This window comes from Actinotalea sp. (assembly GCF_041597215.1).
In the GTDB taxonomy this organism is placed as follows: domain Bacteria; phylum Actinomycetota; class Actinomycetes; order Actinomycetales; family Cellulomonadaceae; genus Actinotalea.
In genome coordinates this window covers 1-15,049 of sequence record NZ_JBFHHB010000053.1, presented here as the reverse complement: position 1 = coordinate 15,049, position 15,049 = coordinate 1, and the positions used below count along the sequence as shown (strand labels likewise).

The following is a 15,049-nucleotide window of genomic DNA, read 5'->3' as shown; positions in this document are numbered from 1 at the left end:
GGGGTACCGGCACCACCGGGCTGTTCCCCCCGACGATGCTCGCCGGGGGGTACCGCAAGAAGTACCTGCGCGCCCTGTCGCGGCTCACGGCCTTGGCCGAGGACGCGGGAGCGCCAGGGCGCTCCGTGACGGGCTGACGGCAGCTCAGGGCATCGAGTCGAGCCGGCGCTTCTCGGCCTCGACGTCGAAGTCGGCGGCCGGCCAGCCGAGCTCGAGGCCGTCCAGCGCCTCGCGCAGCAGCTCGGTGACCGCGAGCCGCGCGTACCACTTCCGGTCGGCGGGGACGAGGTACCAGGGCGCGAGATCCGTCGAGGTGCGGTCCAGCACCGCCTGGTAGGCCTCGAGGTACGCGGGCCACTTCGCGCGGACGTCCAGGTCGCCGGGGTTGTACTTCCAGTACTTCTCCGGCCGCTCGAGCCGTTCGCGCAGTCGCTCCTTCTGCTCGTCCTGGGAGACGACGAGGGCGACCTTGACGATCGTCGTCCCGGCGGCGGCGACCTCCGCCTCGAAGGCGTTGATCTCGTCGTAGCGGGTCTCCCAGACCGCGCGGGGCACGAGCTCCTCGACGCGCACGACCAGCACGTCCTCGTAGTGCGAGCGGTCGAAGACGCCGATCTTCCCCGGCCCGGGAAGGGCCTTGCGGATCCGCCAGAGGTAGTCGTGCTCGCGCTCCTCGGGCGTCGGCACGCCGAAGGAGCGCAGCGCCACGCCCTGCGGGTCGACCATCCCGATCACGTGACGCACGATCCCGCCCTTGCCCGCCGTGTCCAGGCCCTGCAGGACGAGCAGCACCGACCGGGTCCCACCGGATCGTCCGTCGGCGAACAGTCGTTCCTGGAGCTCGGACAGCCGTTCGCCCTGGTCGACCAGGCGCTGCTCACCCGTCTCGCGGCTCTTGTCCCAGCCCGGGGTCGATCCGGGGTCGAGATCGGCGAGCCGCGTACCCGCACGGACCCGCAGGGCCTCGTGCGCGGGCTCGTCCCAGCGGCCTGCTGTCATGATCGCTCCCTCGTCGCGGTGAGCACCACCGCGCCGGCGCCCGGAAGGGTGATCGTCGCGGCGGTCCGGCTGATCGGTTCCCAGGATGCCAGGACCGTCGTGGAGTCGGCCCCGGCGAGCGGGACCGTCACGGGCCCGTCGGCGATGCTCGCGACCAGGACCATCCCCGGGCGGCGCACGAGGATCCAGCTGCCGGAGGAGTCGTGCTCGACCTGCGTCGCGTCCAGGTCCCCGTCCAGCACTCCCGGCAGGACCCGGCGCAGGGCGATGAGCGTGCGGTGCCAGGCGAGCATCCGTGCATGCGTCGGCGCAGCGGGCTCCGACCAGTCGAGGCGGGCGCTCTCGACGGTCCCGGGGGCCTGCGGATCGGGTACCTCCGGCTCCCCGCCGTACAGCTCGGCCCAGCCGTGGCCGGCGAACTCCGCCGTCCGCCCGACCCGGATCGCCTCGGCGAGCTCCGGCTCCTGGTGGTCGCTGAAGAAGGGGAAGGGGCGCCGGGTGCCCCACTCGTCGCCCATGAAGAGCATCGGGCTGAACGGGGAGAGGAGGACGACGGCAGCGCCGGCCGCCAGGACCCCGTCGGGAACCCTGCTCGCCGGCCGGTCGCCCACGGCGCGGTTGCCGATCTGGTCGTGGTTCGCGGCGAAGACCACGAAGCGCCGTGCATCGGTGTCGCGCGGTACCGGGGCGCCCCAGGGCACACCACGGAAGGTCGAGGGACCGCCCTCGTGCACGAAGACCCGGGTCAGCGCGTGCGCGAGCACCTCCACCGGGCCGAAGTCCACGTAGTAGCCGTGCCGTTCACCGGTCAGCCAGGCGTGCAGCGCGTGGTGGACGTCGTCCGCCCACTGGCCGGTCATCCCGAGGCCGCCCTCGGCCGTCGGCTGCACGGTCCGCGCGTCGTTCTCGTCCGACTCGGCGACGAGGCTCAACGGACGGCCGAGTCGGGTCGACAGCTCGGCGACGGTGTCGGAGAGCTCCGCGAGCAGGTGCCGTGGCGAGTCGTCGGCCAGCGCGTGGACGGCGTCGAGGCGCAGTGCGTCGACGTGGAACTCGGCGAACCACCGCAGGGCGTTCTCGACGATGAAGGCGCGCACCTCGGCGCTCCCGGACGCGTCGAGGTTCACCGCCGAGCCCCAGGGGGTGTGGTGCGTGTCGGTGAAGTACGGACCGAAGGTCGCGAGGTAGTTGCCGGACGGTCCGAGGTGGTTGTAGACGACGTCGAGGCAGACCCCGAGGCCGTGGTGGTGCGCGGCGTCCACGAAGCGCTGGAGCGCCGCGGGGCCGCCGTAGGCCTCGTGAACCGCCCAGAGGGCGACTCCGTCGTAGCCCCAGCCGTGCCTGCCGGGGAAGGCGGCGAGCGGCATGAGCTCGACCAGGTCCACCCCGAGGTCGGCGAGGTGCTCGAGGTGCTCGATGGCCGCGTCGAGGGTCCCCGCGGGGGTGAAGGTCCCCACGTGCAGCTCGTAGGTGACCGCGCCGCGGCTGTCGACGCCTGCCCAGCCCTCGTCCGTCCACCGGTGGCGGCCCGTGTCGAAGGCCCTGCTCGGCCCGTGCACGCCGTGCGGCTGCCACGGGCTGCGCGGATCGGGCCGAGGCGGTCCGCCGTCGACCGAGAAGGCGTAGTCGGACCCGTCGTGCAGCGGGGAGTCCGCCTCCCACCAGCCACCGCCGACGGGCCGCATGGGTTCGACCCGGTCCGTGTGCAGGTCGACCGTGCGCGCCTCGGGTGCCCAGACCCTCGCGTGCCCCACGGCGGTCGGCGACGACTCCGCCCCGCTCATCCCGCGACCGCCTCGGTGCCGGCGGGACGGGTTCGCACGAGCAGGGCGACGGGGTAGTCCTCCAGCAGCTCGCTGAGGCCGACCACGCCACCCGGCTGCTCCCGGCCGGTGAGCGAGTCGACCCAGGTCCCCTCGGGCAGCACGACGCTGTGGGTGCCCCAGCCCCCGAGCCGCTCGAGGCCCGCGGCGAGGCGGGTGGCGACCGTGATCGCGACCGGCTCTCCGGCGGACGTCCGTGCGAAGGCGAGGGCGGAGCCCGTCGAGCAGGGGAGCGGTCGGTAGCCGGCCTCGCGGCCGACGAAGGCGTCCGGGTGCTCACGCCGTACGCGCAGCGCCCGGGAGGTCACCAGGAGCTTCTCGGCCCCGAGCCCGACGGGCGAGTGACCGGCGTCGAGCTCGGCGAGCCGGCGGTCGAGGCCGCCGACGTCGACGGGCCGCCGGTTGTCCGGGTCGACGAGGGCGAGCGCGAGGGACTCGGTGCCCTGGTAGACGTCCGCCACCCCGGGGAAGGTCAGCTGGACGAGCTTCGTGCCGAGGGTCGCGGCCCGGGTCGCGACCCTTGCGCGGTCGTCCCAGTCGCTCAGCAGGATATGGACCCCCGGGTGGACCAGGACGGCCCGCGCGAAGCCGAGGACGTCGTCCTCGTAGTCGGCGTCGGGGCCCGTCCAGCTCGTGTGGTCCTTGGCCTCGCGCATGGCCTTGGTGAGGTACCCGACGAGGCGCTCCTCGGCGAGCGGCCCGCCGTCCCAGGTCCCCGCGAGCGTCTGCCAGAGCAGCTGCTCGGTGCGCCCGTCGAGCGTGGCGGGGCGCAGGTCCGCGGTCGCGGCGCGGACGGCCTCGACGAGCTCGCTCCATGCCGTCGGCAGCTCGGACAGGACGCCGAGGCGAGCGCGGACGTCCTCGCTGCGCTTGGTGTCGTGGGTCGAGCCCGTGGTCATGGCGAGTGGGGCGTTCTGCTGGGCGCGGACGGCCCAGGCGTGCAGCTCGTCAGGGGAGATGGCGAACCGCTCGGGGGCACCGCCGACCTCGCACAGCCCGGTGAGCAGCGTCCAGCGGTAGAAGGCGGTGTCCTCGACGCCCTTGGCCGTCACGGCGCCGCAGGCCTGCTGGAAGCGCACCATGAGCTCGCCCCTGCGTGCCTCGCCGGTGCGACCGGCCGAGCCGATCTCCTTGCCCATGAGCATCTCGGCGAGCAGGTCGAGGGTCTCCGAGCGGTCCTCCTCCAGGCGGGTGCGCGCGATCTGCACGGCGTGGTCGAACGCTGCGCGGACCTCGGGGTGCACGGGCGAGCCGGGGACCACGTAGTAGCGGTAGCGGTCTGCCGCGACGAGCAACTCGGAGAGGCAGTCGTTCAGGGAACGTCGGGTGTGGTCGCGCAGCCGCACGTCGTCGTGGCAGATGTCCGCGGCGAGGTCGGTCAGCCGGGCGACCTCGGTGTACAGGGGACCGGCCACGATCTGCCGCTTGGCCTCCTCGACGAGCCCCGGGAGGGCGTCCGGGGCGTCCCCGGTGAGTCGGTGCAGCACCGAGCCCAGCTCACCCTGACCCGCCGGGTCGACGAAGACCTGCTGGATGCGCCACAGCGCGTCGTAGCCCGTGGTTCCCGCGGTGGCCCAGTCGTCGGGGAGCTCCTCCGCCGGGGCGAGGATCTTCTCCACGGCCACCCAGGCGCCGTCGGTCGCGGCGGCCAGTCGGTCGAGGTAGCCCTGCGGGTCCGCCAGGCCGTCCGGGTGGTCGATCCGCAGACCGTCCACCGTTCCGTCCGCCACGAGCGAGGTGATCAGGGCGTGGGTCGCGTCGAAGACCTCCGGGTCCTCGACCCGGATCGCCGCGAGCGAACCCACGTCGAAGAAGCGCCGGTAGTTGAGCTCCTCGTCGGCGACCCGCCAGTACGCGAGGCGGTAGTGCTGCCGTGCCACGAGGTCCGCCATCGGCAGGCTCTCCGTCCCGGCGCGCACCGGGAACAGGTGGTCGAAGTACCGCAGGACCGTCTGCGTCCCCTGCTCCTCCTGGCCGGGGAGCACCCGATCCTCGACCACGAGCTCGCCGTGTGCCAGGACGGCACCGATCCTGCTCCCCAGCACGGGCATGAGAAGCGCGCCCTCCCCCGCGGACCAGTCGACGTCGAACCATCGCGCGTACGGGGAGTCGGGGCCCAGCGCCAGGACGGACCACAGGGCGTGGTTGTGCGAGGCGGGCGTGGGGACCGCCATGTGGTTGGGCACCACGTCGAGCACGAGACCCATGCCCGCGTCGTGCACCGCTGCGGAGAGCCGGTCGAGCGCCGGGCGGCCGCCGAGTGCTGCGGAGATCGAGCTGTGGTCGACGACGTCGTACCCGTGCGTCGACCCCGGAGCAGCGGTGAGGACGGGGGAGAGGTACACATGTGTCACCCCGAGCCGGGACAGGTAGGGAACCTGCGCGGCTGCGGCGTCCAGGTCGAGGTCAGGACCGAGCTGGAGCCGGTAGGTCGACACGGGAACCCGAGCGCCCTCGGCGACTCTGCGGCGTGCGGGTCCGGAGCGTTCGGCGCGGTCGGCCGCGCCCTCGGGCGCGTCGGCGGAAGCTGTGGTCATGGCAGGCCCTTCGGTCAGGACTCGACGTCCGGTCGGGTCAGCACCAGCGTGCTGCGGCCGGTGACGGTGATCGTGGCCCCTGCGTCGAGCTCGGCTCCGCGGTCGAGGGTGTGGTCGGTGTCGAGGACGCAGGTCCAGGCGCCGCCGAAGTCCTCGGAGGGAAGGGTGAACTCGACGGGCTCCGCCGCGGCGTTGTAGAGCAGCAGGAAGCTGTCGTCGAGCACGCGCTCTCCGCGCGAGTCGGGCTCGGCGATCGCCGAGCCGTTGAGGAAGACCTGCATCGCCTGGGCGTAGCCGTTGCTCCAGTCCTCGTCGGTCATGTGCTCCCCGGAGGTGGTGAACCAGGCGATGTCGCCGAGGTCCGACTCCCCGCCGTGGTCCGCGGTGCCGTGGAAGAACCGGCGACGGCGAAGCACGGGGTGGTCACGCCGGAGGCGTACGAGAGCCCGGGTGAGCTCGAGGTGCGCGGCCTGGTCCGGGCCGAGGTCCCAGTGCACCCAGCTGAGCTCGTTGTCCTGGCAGTAGCCGTTGTTGTTGCCCTTCTGGGTCCTGCCGAGCTCGTCCCCGTGGGAGATCATCGGCACCCCCTGGCTCAGCAGCAAGGTGGCGAGGAAGTTGCGCTGCTGGCGCCAGCGGAGCTCGGTGATCTCCGGGTCGGAGGTCGGCCCCTCGGCCCCGTGGTTCCAGGACCGGTTGTGGCTCTCGCCGTCGGCTCCGCCCTCGCCGTTGGCGTCGTTGTGCTTCTCGTTGTACGAGACCAGGTCGCGCAGGGTGAAGCCGTCGTGGGCGGTGATGAAGTTGATCGAGGCGATGGGCCGCCGGCCGGTGTGCGCGTACAGGTCCGAGGAGCCCGTCAGTCGCGAGGCGAACTCGCCGAGGGTCGCGGGCTCCCCACGCCAGAAGTCACGGACGGTGTCGCGGTACTGACCGTTCCACTCGCTCCACAGCGGCGGGAACCCGCCCACCTGGTAGCCGCCGTCGCCGACGTCCCACGGCTCGGCGATGAGCTTGACCTGGCTGATCACCGGGTCCTGCTGGACGAGGTCGAAGAAGGCCGAGAGCCGGTCGACCTCGTGGAACTGCCGGGCGAGGGTCGAGGCGAGGTCGAAGCGGAAGCCGTCGACGTGCATCTCGTTGACCCAGTAGCGCAACGAGTCCATGAGCAGCTGGAGCACGTGCGGGTGGCGCATGAGCAGCGAGTTCCCGGTGCCGGTGGTGTCGTAGTAGTGGCTGAGGTCCTCGTCGACCAGGCGGTAGTAGGCAGCGTTGTCGATCCCGCGGAAGCACAGGGTCGGGCCCAGGTGGTTCCCCTCGGCCGTGTGGTTGTAGACCACGTCGAGGATCACCTCGATGTCGGCGTCGTGCATCGCCTTGACCATCTGCTTGAACTCCTGGACCTGCTGGCCAGGCTTGGCGGACGAGGCGTAGGCGTTGTGCGGGGCGAAGAAGCCGATCGTGTTGTAGCCCCAGTAGTTCGACAGGCCCTTGGACTGCAGCGTCGGGTCGTTGACGAACTGGTGCACGGGCATGAGCTCGATCGCGGTGATCCCGAGCTCGACGAGGTGCTCGATGATCGCCGGGTGCGCCAGCCCGGCGTAGGTCCCGCGCAGGGCAGGCGGGATGGCGGGGTGCAGTTCGGTGAGGCCCTTGACATGGGCCTCGTAGATGACGCTCTCGTGGTACTCGCGCTTCGGCGGGCGGTCGTGACCCCAGTCGAAGAAGGGGTTGATCACGACGGACGTCATCGTGTGCGCCGCCGAGTTCGCCGTGTTGCGCGCGGTGGGGTCGTCGAAGTCGTAGGAGAACAGCGACGGGTCTCCGTCGACCTGACCGTCGATCGCCTTGGCGTAGGGGTCGAGGAGCAGCTTCGACGGGTCGCAGCGGTGGCCCTGCTCCGGTGCGTAGGGCCCGTGCACCCGGAACCCGTAGCGCTGCCCGGGGAGCACGTCGGGCAGGTAGACGTGCCACACGTACGCGTCGACCTCCTCGAGGTCGATCCGGGTCTCCTTCCCGCGTGGCGAGATGAGACAGAGCTCGACGCGCTCCGCGATCTCGGAGAACAGGGCGAAGTTGGTGCCCGTTCCGTCGAAGGTCGCGCCGAGGGGGTAAGGCTTGCCTGGCCAGGTCTCCATGGGCCAAGAGTGCCAGCCTCGCGCCCTGCTCGCGTACCGGGGTCCCCGGAGGTGTCCGACGTCACGGTGCCCAGGGGCCGCGTGACGCGGGTGCCCGGGCACGGCGTCACCTGACGACGGTGCCTCCGGCGGCCTGCCAGGCGCCGATGCCACCGAGCAGGTGCGCGACATCGGTGAAGCCCGCGGCCTGCATCTGGGCGAGGGCCTGCGCGGACCGGTTCCCGGACCTGCAGTACAGGGCGTAGGGGACGTCGCGGTCGAGCCCGTCGATCTGCTGCGCGAAGTCGCCGGACTCCACGTCGATGTTGAGCGCGTCCGGCAGGTGGCCCTCGGCGTACTCGGCTGGGGTGCGGACGTCGATCGTCACGACGCCGTCCGTGCTCACTCGCTCGCCGAAGGCCGCGGCATCCAGACCGGTGGCCGTGTCCTCGGAGGTCGCGGTGCACCCGGCGGCGCCGACCGCGACGGCCGCGGCGAGCAGCAGGGCGGCGAGGGAGCGGAGGAAGGTGGGTCGCATCATGCGCGGAACTATACCCCAGGGGGTATGCGAACGGGTCGTGACGGTGACCGCCACGACCCGTTCGCGCCCTGTGCGACCTGGGTGCTCAGATGAAGAGGAGCTGTGCGCCCTCGGTCATCTCGATGAAGTCCGAGGCGCTGATGATGCCCTCGACCTCGTCGTAGAGGTCCGCGTCGGTGAGCTTGTTCATGTCGGCCGACAGGCGGCAGGCCCACAGGTGGCCGCCCGAGGCGACGATCTGCTCGAGGAAGTCGGGCACGTTCGGGATGTCGAGGTCCTCGAGGGTCTTCTTCATCTGCTTCGTCGCCATCGTCGTCATGCCCGGCATCGGGGTCAGGCCCATCGGCATGTGCGTCGCGGTGTTCCCCACGGGAGTGAACTTGAGGTCGTTCATCCGGGACTTGGTGATCATGTCGAAGCCCCAGAAGGTGAAGAACATGTGCACCTCGACGCCCTCGCCGAGCGCGGCATTGCCCAGGATGAGTCCCGGGTAGGCCATGTCCAGGTTGCCCTTGGAGCAGATGATCGCGAGCTTGCGCCCGCCTGCGTCGTCGGTGTCGAAGGACGGGATGATGGGCTGGTCGGTCATGAGCGGTCCTCTCAGGTTGTCGTGCAGGGGGTCAGACGCAGCCCTTGGGCTTGGGCAGCCCGGCGATGTAGGCCATCTTCTTGGCCGGCTTCTTCGGGAAGAGCGCGAACTGCTCCTTCGTGGGGACCCCACCGACGGTCTGCACCCGGCGTGTCGTCGCGGTCTCGCCCTGCTTCGCGAAGTCCTCGCGGAGGAATCGCAGCAGCTTCCAGTGCGCCTCGGTCAGCTCGATCCCGATGTTGCCGGCGAGGACGGCCGCGATCGCCTCGTCCCACTCGGCCGGTTCCGTCATGAATCCTTCGGCGTCGACGTGGACCTCGCGGCCGTCGATCGTGGTGGTGGGCATGTGCCTCTCCTGTCGGTCGATGGGTCAGAAGCTCGGGATGGGTGCTGCGTCGGTGTCGGTGTCGGCGGACGACTCGCTCGTCCCGGCGGGCGTCTTCCCCGCCATGGACATCGCGATCGGGACCGGCAGGTGGCGGCCCGGCATGAGGATGTGCCAGTAGATCCACCGGAAGGCGAGCTTGCCGATGTGGTTCAGGCGGGTCTCCTTGAGCAGGGAGAGCGGCCCGACCTTCGCGTAGGGGTACACACCCGTCAGCGGCTCGGTGTCGTAGTTGAAGTCGATGAGCAGCGCCTTGCCGTGACCCGACTCGATGAAGCAGTTCGCGTGGCCGTCGAAGAGGTGCGTCATCGGCTTGCCCTCGATGTGGGCGAGGAAGTTCGGCACGAAGCCGTCGACGGCGAAGTGCGCGACGGCTCCCGCCTTGGACGCGGGGATGTTGTTCGCGTCGCCGACGGCGAACACCCGGTCGGAGAAGGTGGACAGCAGCGTCTGCCGGTCGACGGGCACGTAGTTGAGGTCGTCGCCGAAGCCGGAACGGCCGACGTAGTCGGCGCCCATGTTGAGCGGGATCGTCACGAGCAGGTCGAACGGCACCTCGCGCTCGTCGTAGGAGACCAGCGTGCCCGCGTCCCCGTCCACGTGCTCGACGACGAAGTCGGGCTCGAGCTCGATGCCCTTCTGCGTCAAGGCGTCGCCGAAGGCCTTGGCCGACACCGGCTTGGTGAAGGCGCCGGGAAGCGGTGTGACATAGGTGAGCTCGACCTTGTCGCGCACGCCCTTCTCGGTGAAGAAGGAGTCGGCGAGGAAGGCGAACTCGAGGGGTGCGACCGGGCACTTGATCGGCATCTCGGTGATGTGCAGGACGAGCCGACCCGCGCGGAAGGTCTCCAACGCCTTGCGCAGGGCCATGGCGCCGTCGTAGGTGTAGAACTCGTGGACGTTCGTGCCCATCGCCTCGGCCATCCCCGGCGTCTGGTCCGGCCGGGGGGTCGTGCCGGTCGCGATGACCAGGTAGTCGTAGTCGAGCGAGCTCCCGTCCTCCAGGTGCACCGTGCGGTTCTCCGCGTCGACGCGGTCCACGGCGGCCTTGACGAGGTCGATCCCCTTCGCCAGGACGTGCTGCATCGGCTTGACCACGTCGCGGGCCGCGTAGGTCCCGAACGGGAGGAAGAGGAACCCCGGCTGGTAGTAGTGCAGGTCGGACGGGTCGACGATCGTGATCGCCCAATCGGCCCCGAGCTTGGGACGCAGCTTGTTGACGACCATGGTGCCGGCCGTGCCGGCTCCGAGGACCACGAGGTGGCGCATCGTTGAACTCCTTCGTCCAGGGCGGCCGCGTGGGCGGGCCGCGGACGTCGTCGCCGACGTCGTTCTCCCACGCTAGGGGCCGGGTAAAACCCGGGCCAGGGACGTAGGTCGCATACGCCATGGGGTATGTCCACGGGGGCCGCTCTCGTGCATCATCGCAGGTTCCCCGTGCTCGCGAAGGGGTTCTGGCGACTAGCGTCGGGGGATGAGTCCGATGCGGGTGATCGCCCATCGCGGGTCCAGCCACCGCTGGCCGGAGCACACCCGCGCGGCCTACGTCCAGGCCCTGGGCGACGGGGCCGACGGGCTCGAGTGCGACGTCCGGCTCACGGCGGACGGGGTGCCGGTGTGCTGGCACGACCTCACGGTGGACCGCACCTCCGACGGTGCGGGTCCGGTCCACGACCACACTCTCGAGGAGCTCCGGGCCCTCGACGTGATGCGCGGAGCCGTCGCCCCCCGTGGCGAGCCGTGGGACGGACCGGCGGTGCTCACCCTCGAGGAGCTCGTGGGGCTGGCGCTCGGAGCGGGACGTCCGATCCTGCTCGCGATCGAGCTCAAGCACCCGGTGCCCTACGGCTGGGCCGCGGAGGACGCCGTCCTGGACGTGCTCGAGCGGGCCGGCTGGCGGCCGGGGGAGCCCGGGGCGCTCGAGGTCAGCCTGATGAGCTTCCATCCGGGGTCGCTGATCCACCTGCACCGCTCGGTCCCGGCCGAGCACCTCATGCCCCTGGTCGACGAGGAGGAGGCGCCGAGCCCGGCCCAGGAGGCCGCGGAGCCGCCACTACCGGGGGCGGAGGTGCTCCGCGGTGAGGCGGTGGCCCTGGCCGACGCCGGGGCCGTCGGAGGAGTCGGGCCCTCGGTCGCGTACCTCTCCGCCCATCCGGCCCGGGTCGCCACCTGGCGCGAGAACGGGATCGTCCTCCGGGTGTGGACCGTCGACACCCTGGCCGACCTCGACCGCTGTCGCCGGGCCGGGGTCGACGAGGTGACGACCAACGAACCGGCGGCGATCCTCAGCGAGCTCCGTCGGTCGACCCGACCGGGTGCCCCGGTCCGGGAATGACGTCCCGACCGTCCAGCCGCCGCGCGAGCCACGAGAAGACGGTCGAGAAGAACTCCGCTCGCGGACCGGGTGCCGAGAGGGAGAGGTCGTGCACGCCGCCCGCGATCCGCACGAGGGTCACGTCGGGCCCGACCCGCGGTGCGCGGGCCGCGATCTGATCGACGTCGAGAATCGTGTCCTGGGCGTCGAGGTCCGGGTTGTCCCAGGTGTTGGGGCCGCTCGCATCGGCGGTGCAGACGAGCGTCGGGAGCTCGATGCCGAGCCCGGTGGCCAGCTGCGCGTGGCCCCGGCGGATCGCGCGCAACCAGCCCGCACGGACCGGGAAGCCCTCGGGGGGCTTGAGGTCGCGGTCATAGGTCCACCTGCCGCCGTGATCGGCGTGCAGGTGCCAGGAGTAGGGCGAAGGGCTGTCCTCGACGATCCGTCGGGGGTCGATCGGCGCGCGGTCGAGGAGTCGCGTCGCCGGGACCCGGTGGAACCAGCTCGCGTTCAGGTCGAACCACGGGCTGGTCAGGACGAGGGCGGCGACGCGGCCCTCGTCCCGTCCCTCGGAGAGCCACAGACTCGTGGTCAGCCCGCCCGTGGAGTGGCCGTTCACGACCAGGCGATCATGACGAAGCTCCTCGGTGAGCAGGGTGGTCGCCACTCCGAGCTCCGCCGCGTACTCGCTGAGCCGCGTGGTGAAGTGCGGGGTCTGCCACGGGCGGATCGAGCGCCCGCAGCGACGCAGGTCGAGCGCGTAGAAGGTGTACCCGTGCTCCTCCCACGCCTCCGCCAGATGCGCCTGGAAGAAGTAGTCGTTGTACCCGTGGACGTACAGCACGGCAGGCGAGCGCGCGGTGGTCCGGTCGGCCGCGGCACGGCGACGATCCGCGACGCGCGGATCGTCCGGGTCGGCGCGCACGAGCGTCGCGACGAGCGGGCCCTCCTCGTCCTCCCCGAGAGGGATCTCCGTCGCCTGCCATCCCGTGCCCATGGCATCGGGGTACCACGTCGTCATCAGAGCGTCGCGCGCGCCGAGCGGACGGGGATGAGGAGTCCGAGCCCGATGGCGACCACCAGGATGATCCCCATGATCCCCCAGTGCTGGGAGCCTCCGACGGAGATGAACGTCGACCAGGCCAGGGGCGCCATGAAGCTCGCCGCACGTCCGGTGGTCGCGTAGAGGCCGAAGATCTCGCTCTCGCGTCCCTCGGGGATGATGCGGGCCAGCAGGGTCCTGCTCGCCGACTGCGCGGGGCCGACGAACGCGCTGAGCGCGAGCCCGAAGGTCCAGAAGACGACGGCACCGCCCTCGTGCCCGAGGAACACCCCGGTCCCGGCGACGAGGAGGCCGACGAGCGACCCGATGACGACGCGCTTGGCACCGATCCGATCGTCGAGCCAGCCGGACAGGATCGTCGCGGAACCGGCGACGAGGTTGGCCGCGATCGCGAAGACGATGACCTCGCTCGTGGAGAACCCGAACGTCCCGGCGGCGATGACAGCGCCGAAGGTGAAGACCCCGGCGAGCCCGTCGCGGTACACGGCGCTGGCCGCGAGGAAGGCCAGGGTGTCCCGCGAGTTGCGCCACAGGGCGGAGATGTCGGCGAAGAGCCGACGGTACGCCCCGCGCAGGCTCACGGCCTCGCGACCGGTCGACGCCGGGTTCTCGGGGACGGCCACCAGCACCGGGATCGCGAAGCCGCCGAACCACAGCGCCGCGACGAGCATCGAGACCCGGATGTTCATCCCGTCCTCGCCGGTCACGCCGAACCACCCGACGTCCGGGTTGATGAACCCGACGAAGAGCACGAGCAGGAGCACGATCCCGCCCAGGTAGCCGGCGCCCCAGCCGAGGCCGCTGACCCGCCCGACGTTCGACGGGTTCGAGACCTGGGCGAGCGTGGCGTTGTAGTTGACCGAGGCCAGCTCGAAGAAGATGTTGCCCGCGGCGAGCAGGAAGATGCCGACCACGAGGTTCCGCGTGAGCCCGTCCGGATCGGGCCGCACGAAGAACATGGCGGCGCTCAGGGCCACGACGATCGTCGTGTGCACGCCGAGCCACAGGCGGCGGCGACCGCTCTCGTCCGACCGTGCGCCCGCGACGGGAGCGAGCAGGGCGATCACGAGCCCCGCGGCCGTGAGCCCCCAGCCGAGCCAGGTCGAGTGCTGGTCGATCGCCCGGGTCAGGGCCTCGGTCGCGCTTCCCCCGGCATCCCCCTCGAGAGCCGCGGCGGCGGTGATCGCGGGGTCGACGAAGGCGTCGGAGGTGAGCCAGACCGTGAACACGAAGGTGGTGATGACGGCGTTGAACGCCGCAGAACCCCAGTCCCACAACGCCCAGGACACCACCCGCCTGCGCACCGTGCGCGGGGGCACGTCGACAGGGTCCGGGGAATCGGCCGGAGGCACGAGCCGTGCGCCCCCTGCCTCGTCCTCGAGGGCTCCGATGACATCGCGGTGCTGGGGCGCCGGGATCGAGCCCTGGGACGGTGCGTCGCCCTCGTCGGCAGTGGTCACTGGCGCATGCTACGGGTCGGCGGGCCGTGCGCGTCACCCGTTCCGGTGTCGCACAGAGTGCTGGCACCCTGTCACAATCGTGACCCGAGGCCCTCTCTCCTGCCGGTTGCTCGCCCCGAAACCCTCAAGACCTCGAGGACGGGGGACGATAGGGGAGTGTGCCGCGGGAAGCCCGGGTCACTCAGGACGGAACGGCTCACGACGGCTCGAGAGGAGTGCACCCGGATGGAGAAGCGCCGCACGGCACGCCGCGGCGGGTTGCTCGAACAGACCATCTGGGTGCCGTGGGCCGTCATCGTCGTCGGGGTCGTCCTCACCACAGCCCTTCCGGGTGGCTCGGCCAGCGCCGCGGTCCGGACCGCAGTGGGTGCGATCACCGGGGTGCTCTTCGCGACCCTGCTGTGGCGACTCGTGCTCGCCGCACGTCGGCGGCCGGACGACCGGTCGTCGCTCGCGCTGCTCGGCTCCTCCCTCGTGGTGTGGGCGATCGGGGCAGCCCTCACGAGCGCGACCCAGGCCGTCTCGGAGGTCCACTTCCCTGCGCCCGGCGACCTGCTCTGCTTCGCCGCCTACCTCGGTCTCGCGGCGTTCGTGCTGCTGGACGTCCCGCGCAGGACGACGTCGATCTCGGTCTGGATCGAGGCGGGTATCGCCTGGGGGGCGACCGTCTGCGTCGCGACCCTCACCCTGGTCCGGCCGGTCAGCGCCGACCTGGAGGGCAGCCCGCTGGCCCTCGCGGCCGCGGTCCTCTTCCCGCTGGTGAACCTCGTCCTCGCGGCGATCGTGCTGGCGCAGGTCGTGCTGCGCAACCGCGCGTCCTCGCTGCGGACCTGGCTGCTGATGGCGGGCTTCGTCCTGCTCGCGATCGGCGACAGCAACTTCCTCGCGACGGCAGCGAACGGGCCGACGTACACCTCGAGCCTCCTCGTGAACGCCCTGTGGGCCGTCGGCTTCGTCGTCCTCGGTGAGGCCGCCACCCGGCGCCGCCGCGACGACGCCTCGTTGACGAGCCAGCGCACGAGCCCCTACCTGCTCCTGGGCGCAGCCGCCGTCGCGGTCGCCGCGCTCGTCCTTCGACCCGACGACCTGCTCGGTTCCTTCGTCGTGGGGCTGGCCATCCTGACGCTCGCCCTGACCGGCTGGCGGATGCAGCTCGCGCTGGCCGAGGCGCGCGGTGCCGCCGAGGCCATGCGCCTCTCGCTCACCGACGAGCTCACCGGGCTGCCG

General features: G+C 71.4%; 12 protein-coding genes and 1 pseudogene. 3 read left to right on the top strand and 10 right to left on the bottom strand.

Annotation, left to right across the window (positions count from 1 at the left end; all coding sequences use genetic code 11):
• Positions 1-137, top strand: a pseudogene (locus ABWK99_RS05780) (cell division protein ZapE); the annotation flags it as partial.
• Positions 138-144: 7 nt separating this feature from the next.
• Here the strand turns inward: ABWK99_RS05780 and ABWK99_RS05775 are convergent.
• The 8 genes from ABWK99_RS05775 to ABWK99_RS05740 form a co-directional block, all read right to left on the bottom strand.
• A complete protein-coding gene (locus tag ABWK99_RS05775) occupies positions 145-999 on the bottom strand; it encodes a PPK2 family polyphosphate kinase (RefSeq protein ID WP_372593750.1) in 855 nt (284 codons plus the stop codon).
• On the bottom strand, positions 996-2,783 hold the full coding sequence (gene treZ, locus ABWK99_RS05770) for a malto-oligosyltrehalose trehalohydrolase (protein WP_372593749.1): 1,788 nt from the start codon (positions 2,781-2,783) through the stop codon (positions 996-998). The genes ABWK99_RS05775 and treZ overlap by 4 nt, the downstream gene beginning before the upstream one ends.
• Positions 2,780-5,359, bottom strand: coding sequence for a malto-oligosyltrehalose synthase (treY, locus tag ABWK99_RS05765; RefSeq protein ID WP_372593748.1), 2,580 nt, complete (start codon positions 5,357-5,359; stop codon positions 2,780-2,782). The genes treZ and treY overlap by 4 nt, the downstream gene beginning before the upstream one ends.
• Before the next feature lie 14 nt (positions 5,360-5,373).
• On the bottom strand, positions 5,374-7,491 hold the full coding sequence (gene glgX / locus ABWK99_RS05760; protein ID WP_372593747.1) for a glycogen debranching protein GlgX: 2,118 nt from the start codon (positions 7,489-7,491) through the stop codon (positions 5,374-5,376).
• A 106-nt stretch (positions 7,492-7,597) separates the two neighbouring features.
• The gene (locus tag ABWK99_RS05755) at positions 7,598-8,011 is read right to left on the bottom strand and encodes a rhodanese-like domain-containing protein (RefSeq protein WP_372593746.1); all 414 of its coding nucleotides are present in this window, start codon (positions 8,009-8,011) and stop codon (positions 7,598-7,600) included.
• An 85-nt stretch (positions 8,012-8,096) separates the two neighbouring features.
• On the bottom strand, positions 8,097-8,600 hold the full coding sequence (locus tag ABWK99_RS05750) for a DsrE/DsrF/DrsH-like family protein (protein WP_372593745.1): 504 nt from the start codon (positions 8,598-8,600) through the stop codon (positions 8,097-8,099).
• Positions 8,601-8,631: 31 nt separating this feature from the next.
• Positions 8,632-8,946, bottom strand: coding sequence for a TusE/DsrC/DsvC family sulfur relay protein (locus tag ABWK99_RS05745; protein ID WP_372593744.1), 315 nt, complete (start codon positions 8,944-8,946; stop codon positions 8,632-8,634).
• Positions 8,947-8,970: 24 nt separating this feature from the next.
• Positions 8,971-10,254, bottom strand: coding sequence for an NAD(P)/FAD-dependent oxidoreductase (locus ABWK99_RS05740; protein ID WP_372593743.1), 1,284 nt, complete (start codon positions 10,252-10,254; stop codon positions 8,971-8,973).
• Positions 10,255-10,459: 205 nt separating this feature from the next.
• Here ABWK99_RS05740 and ABWK99_RS05735 point away from each other — a divergent pair, with 205 nt between their 5' ends.
• Positions 10,460-11,320, top strand: coding sequence for a glycerophosphodiester phosphodiesterase (locus ABWK99_RS05735; RefSeq protein WP_372593742.1), 861 nt, complete (start codon positions 10,460-10,462; stop codon positions 11,318-11,320).
• Here the strand turns inward: ABWK99_RS05735 and ABWK99_RS05730 are convergent.
• The gene (locus ABWK99_RS05730; protein WP_372593741.1) at positions 11,271-12,296 is read right to left on the bottom strand and encodes an alpha/beta hydrolase; all 1,026 of its coding nucleotides are present in this window, start codon (positions 12,294-12,296) and stop codon (positions 11,271-11,273) included. The genes ABWK99_RS05735 and ABWK99_RS05730 overlap by 50 nt on opposite strands.
• 23 nt (positions 12,297-12,319) lie before the next feature.
• A complete protein-coding gene (locus tag ABWK99_RS05725; protein ID WP_372593740.1) occupies positions 12,320-13,822 on the bottom strand; it encodes an MFS transporter in 1,503 nt (500 codons plus the stop codon).
• Positions 13,823-14,047: 225 nt separating this feature from the next.
• On the opposite strand from ABWK99_RS05725, the gene ABWK99_RS05720 reads away from it, so the two are divergent.
• Positions 14,048-15,049 (top strand): hypothetical protein (locus tag ABWK99_RS05720; protein WP_372593739.1); only part of this gene is annotated, 1,002 nt, incomplete at its 3' end.

Coding starts and splice junctions, on each gene's coding strand:
- ABWK99_RS05735 (WP_372593742.1), top strand. CDS start 10,460: ATGAGTCCGATGCGGGTGATCGCCCATCGCGGGTCCAGCCACCGCTGG.
- ABWK99_RS05755 (WP_372593746.1), bottom strand. CDS start 8,011: ATGATGCGACCCACCTTCCTCCGCTCCCTCGCCGCCCTGCTGCTCGCC.
- treZ (WP_372593749.1), bottom strand. CDS start 2,783: ATGAGCGGGGCGGAGTCGTCGCCGACCGCCGTGGGGCACGCGAGGGTC.
- ABWK99_RS05740 (WP_372593743.1), bottom strand. CDS start 10,254: ATGCGCCACCTCGTGGTCCTCGGAGCCGGCACGGCCGGCACCATGGTC.
- glgX (WP_372593747.1), bottom strand. CDS start 7,491: ATGGAGACCTGGCCAGGCAAGCCTTACCCCCTCGGCGCGACCTTCGAC.
- treY (WP_372593748.1), bottom strand. CDS start 5,359: ATGACCACAGCTTCCGCCGACGCGCCCGAGGGCGCGGCCGACCGCGCC.
- ABWK99_RS05750 (WP_372593745.1), bottom strand. CDS start 8,600: ATGACCGACCAGCCCATCATCCCGTCCTTCGACACCGACGACGCAGGC.
- ABWK99_RS05775 (WP_372593750.1), bottom strand. CDS start 999: ATGACAGCAGGCCGCTGGGACGAGCCCGCGCACGAGGCCCTGCGGGTC.
- ABWK99_RS05730 (WP_372593741.1), bottom strand. CDS start 12,296: ATGGGCACGGGATGGCAGGCGACGGAGATCCCTCTCGGGGAGGACGAG.
- ABWK99_RS05745 (WP_372593744.1), bottom strand. CDS start 8,946: ATGCCCACCACCACGATCGACGGCCGCGAGGTCCACGTCGACGCCGAA.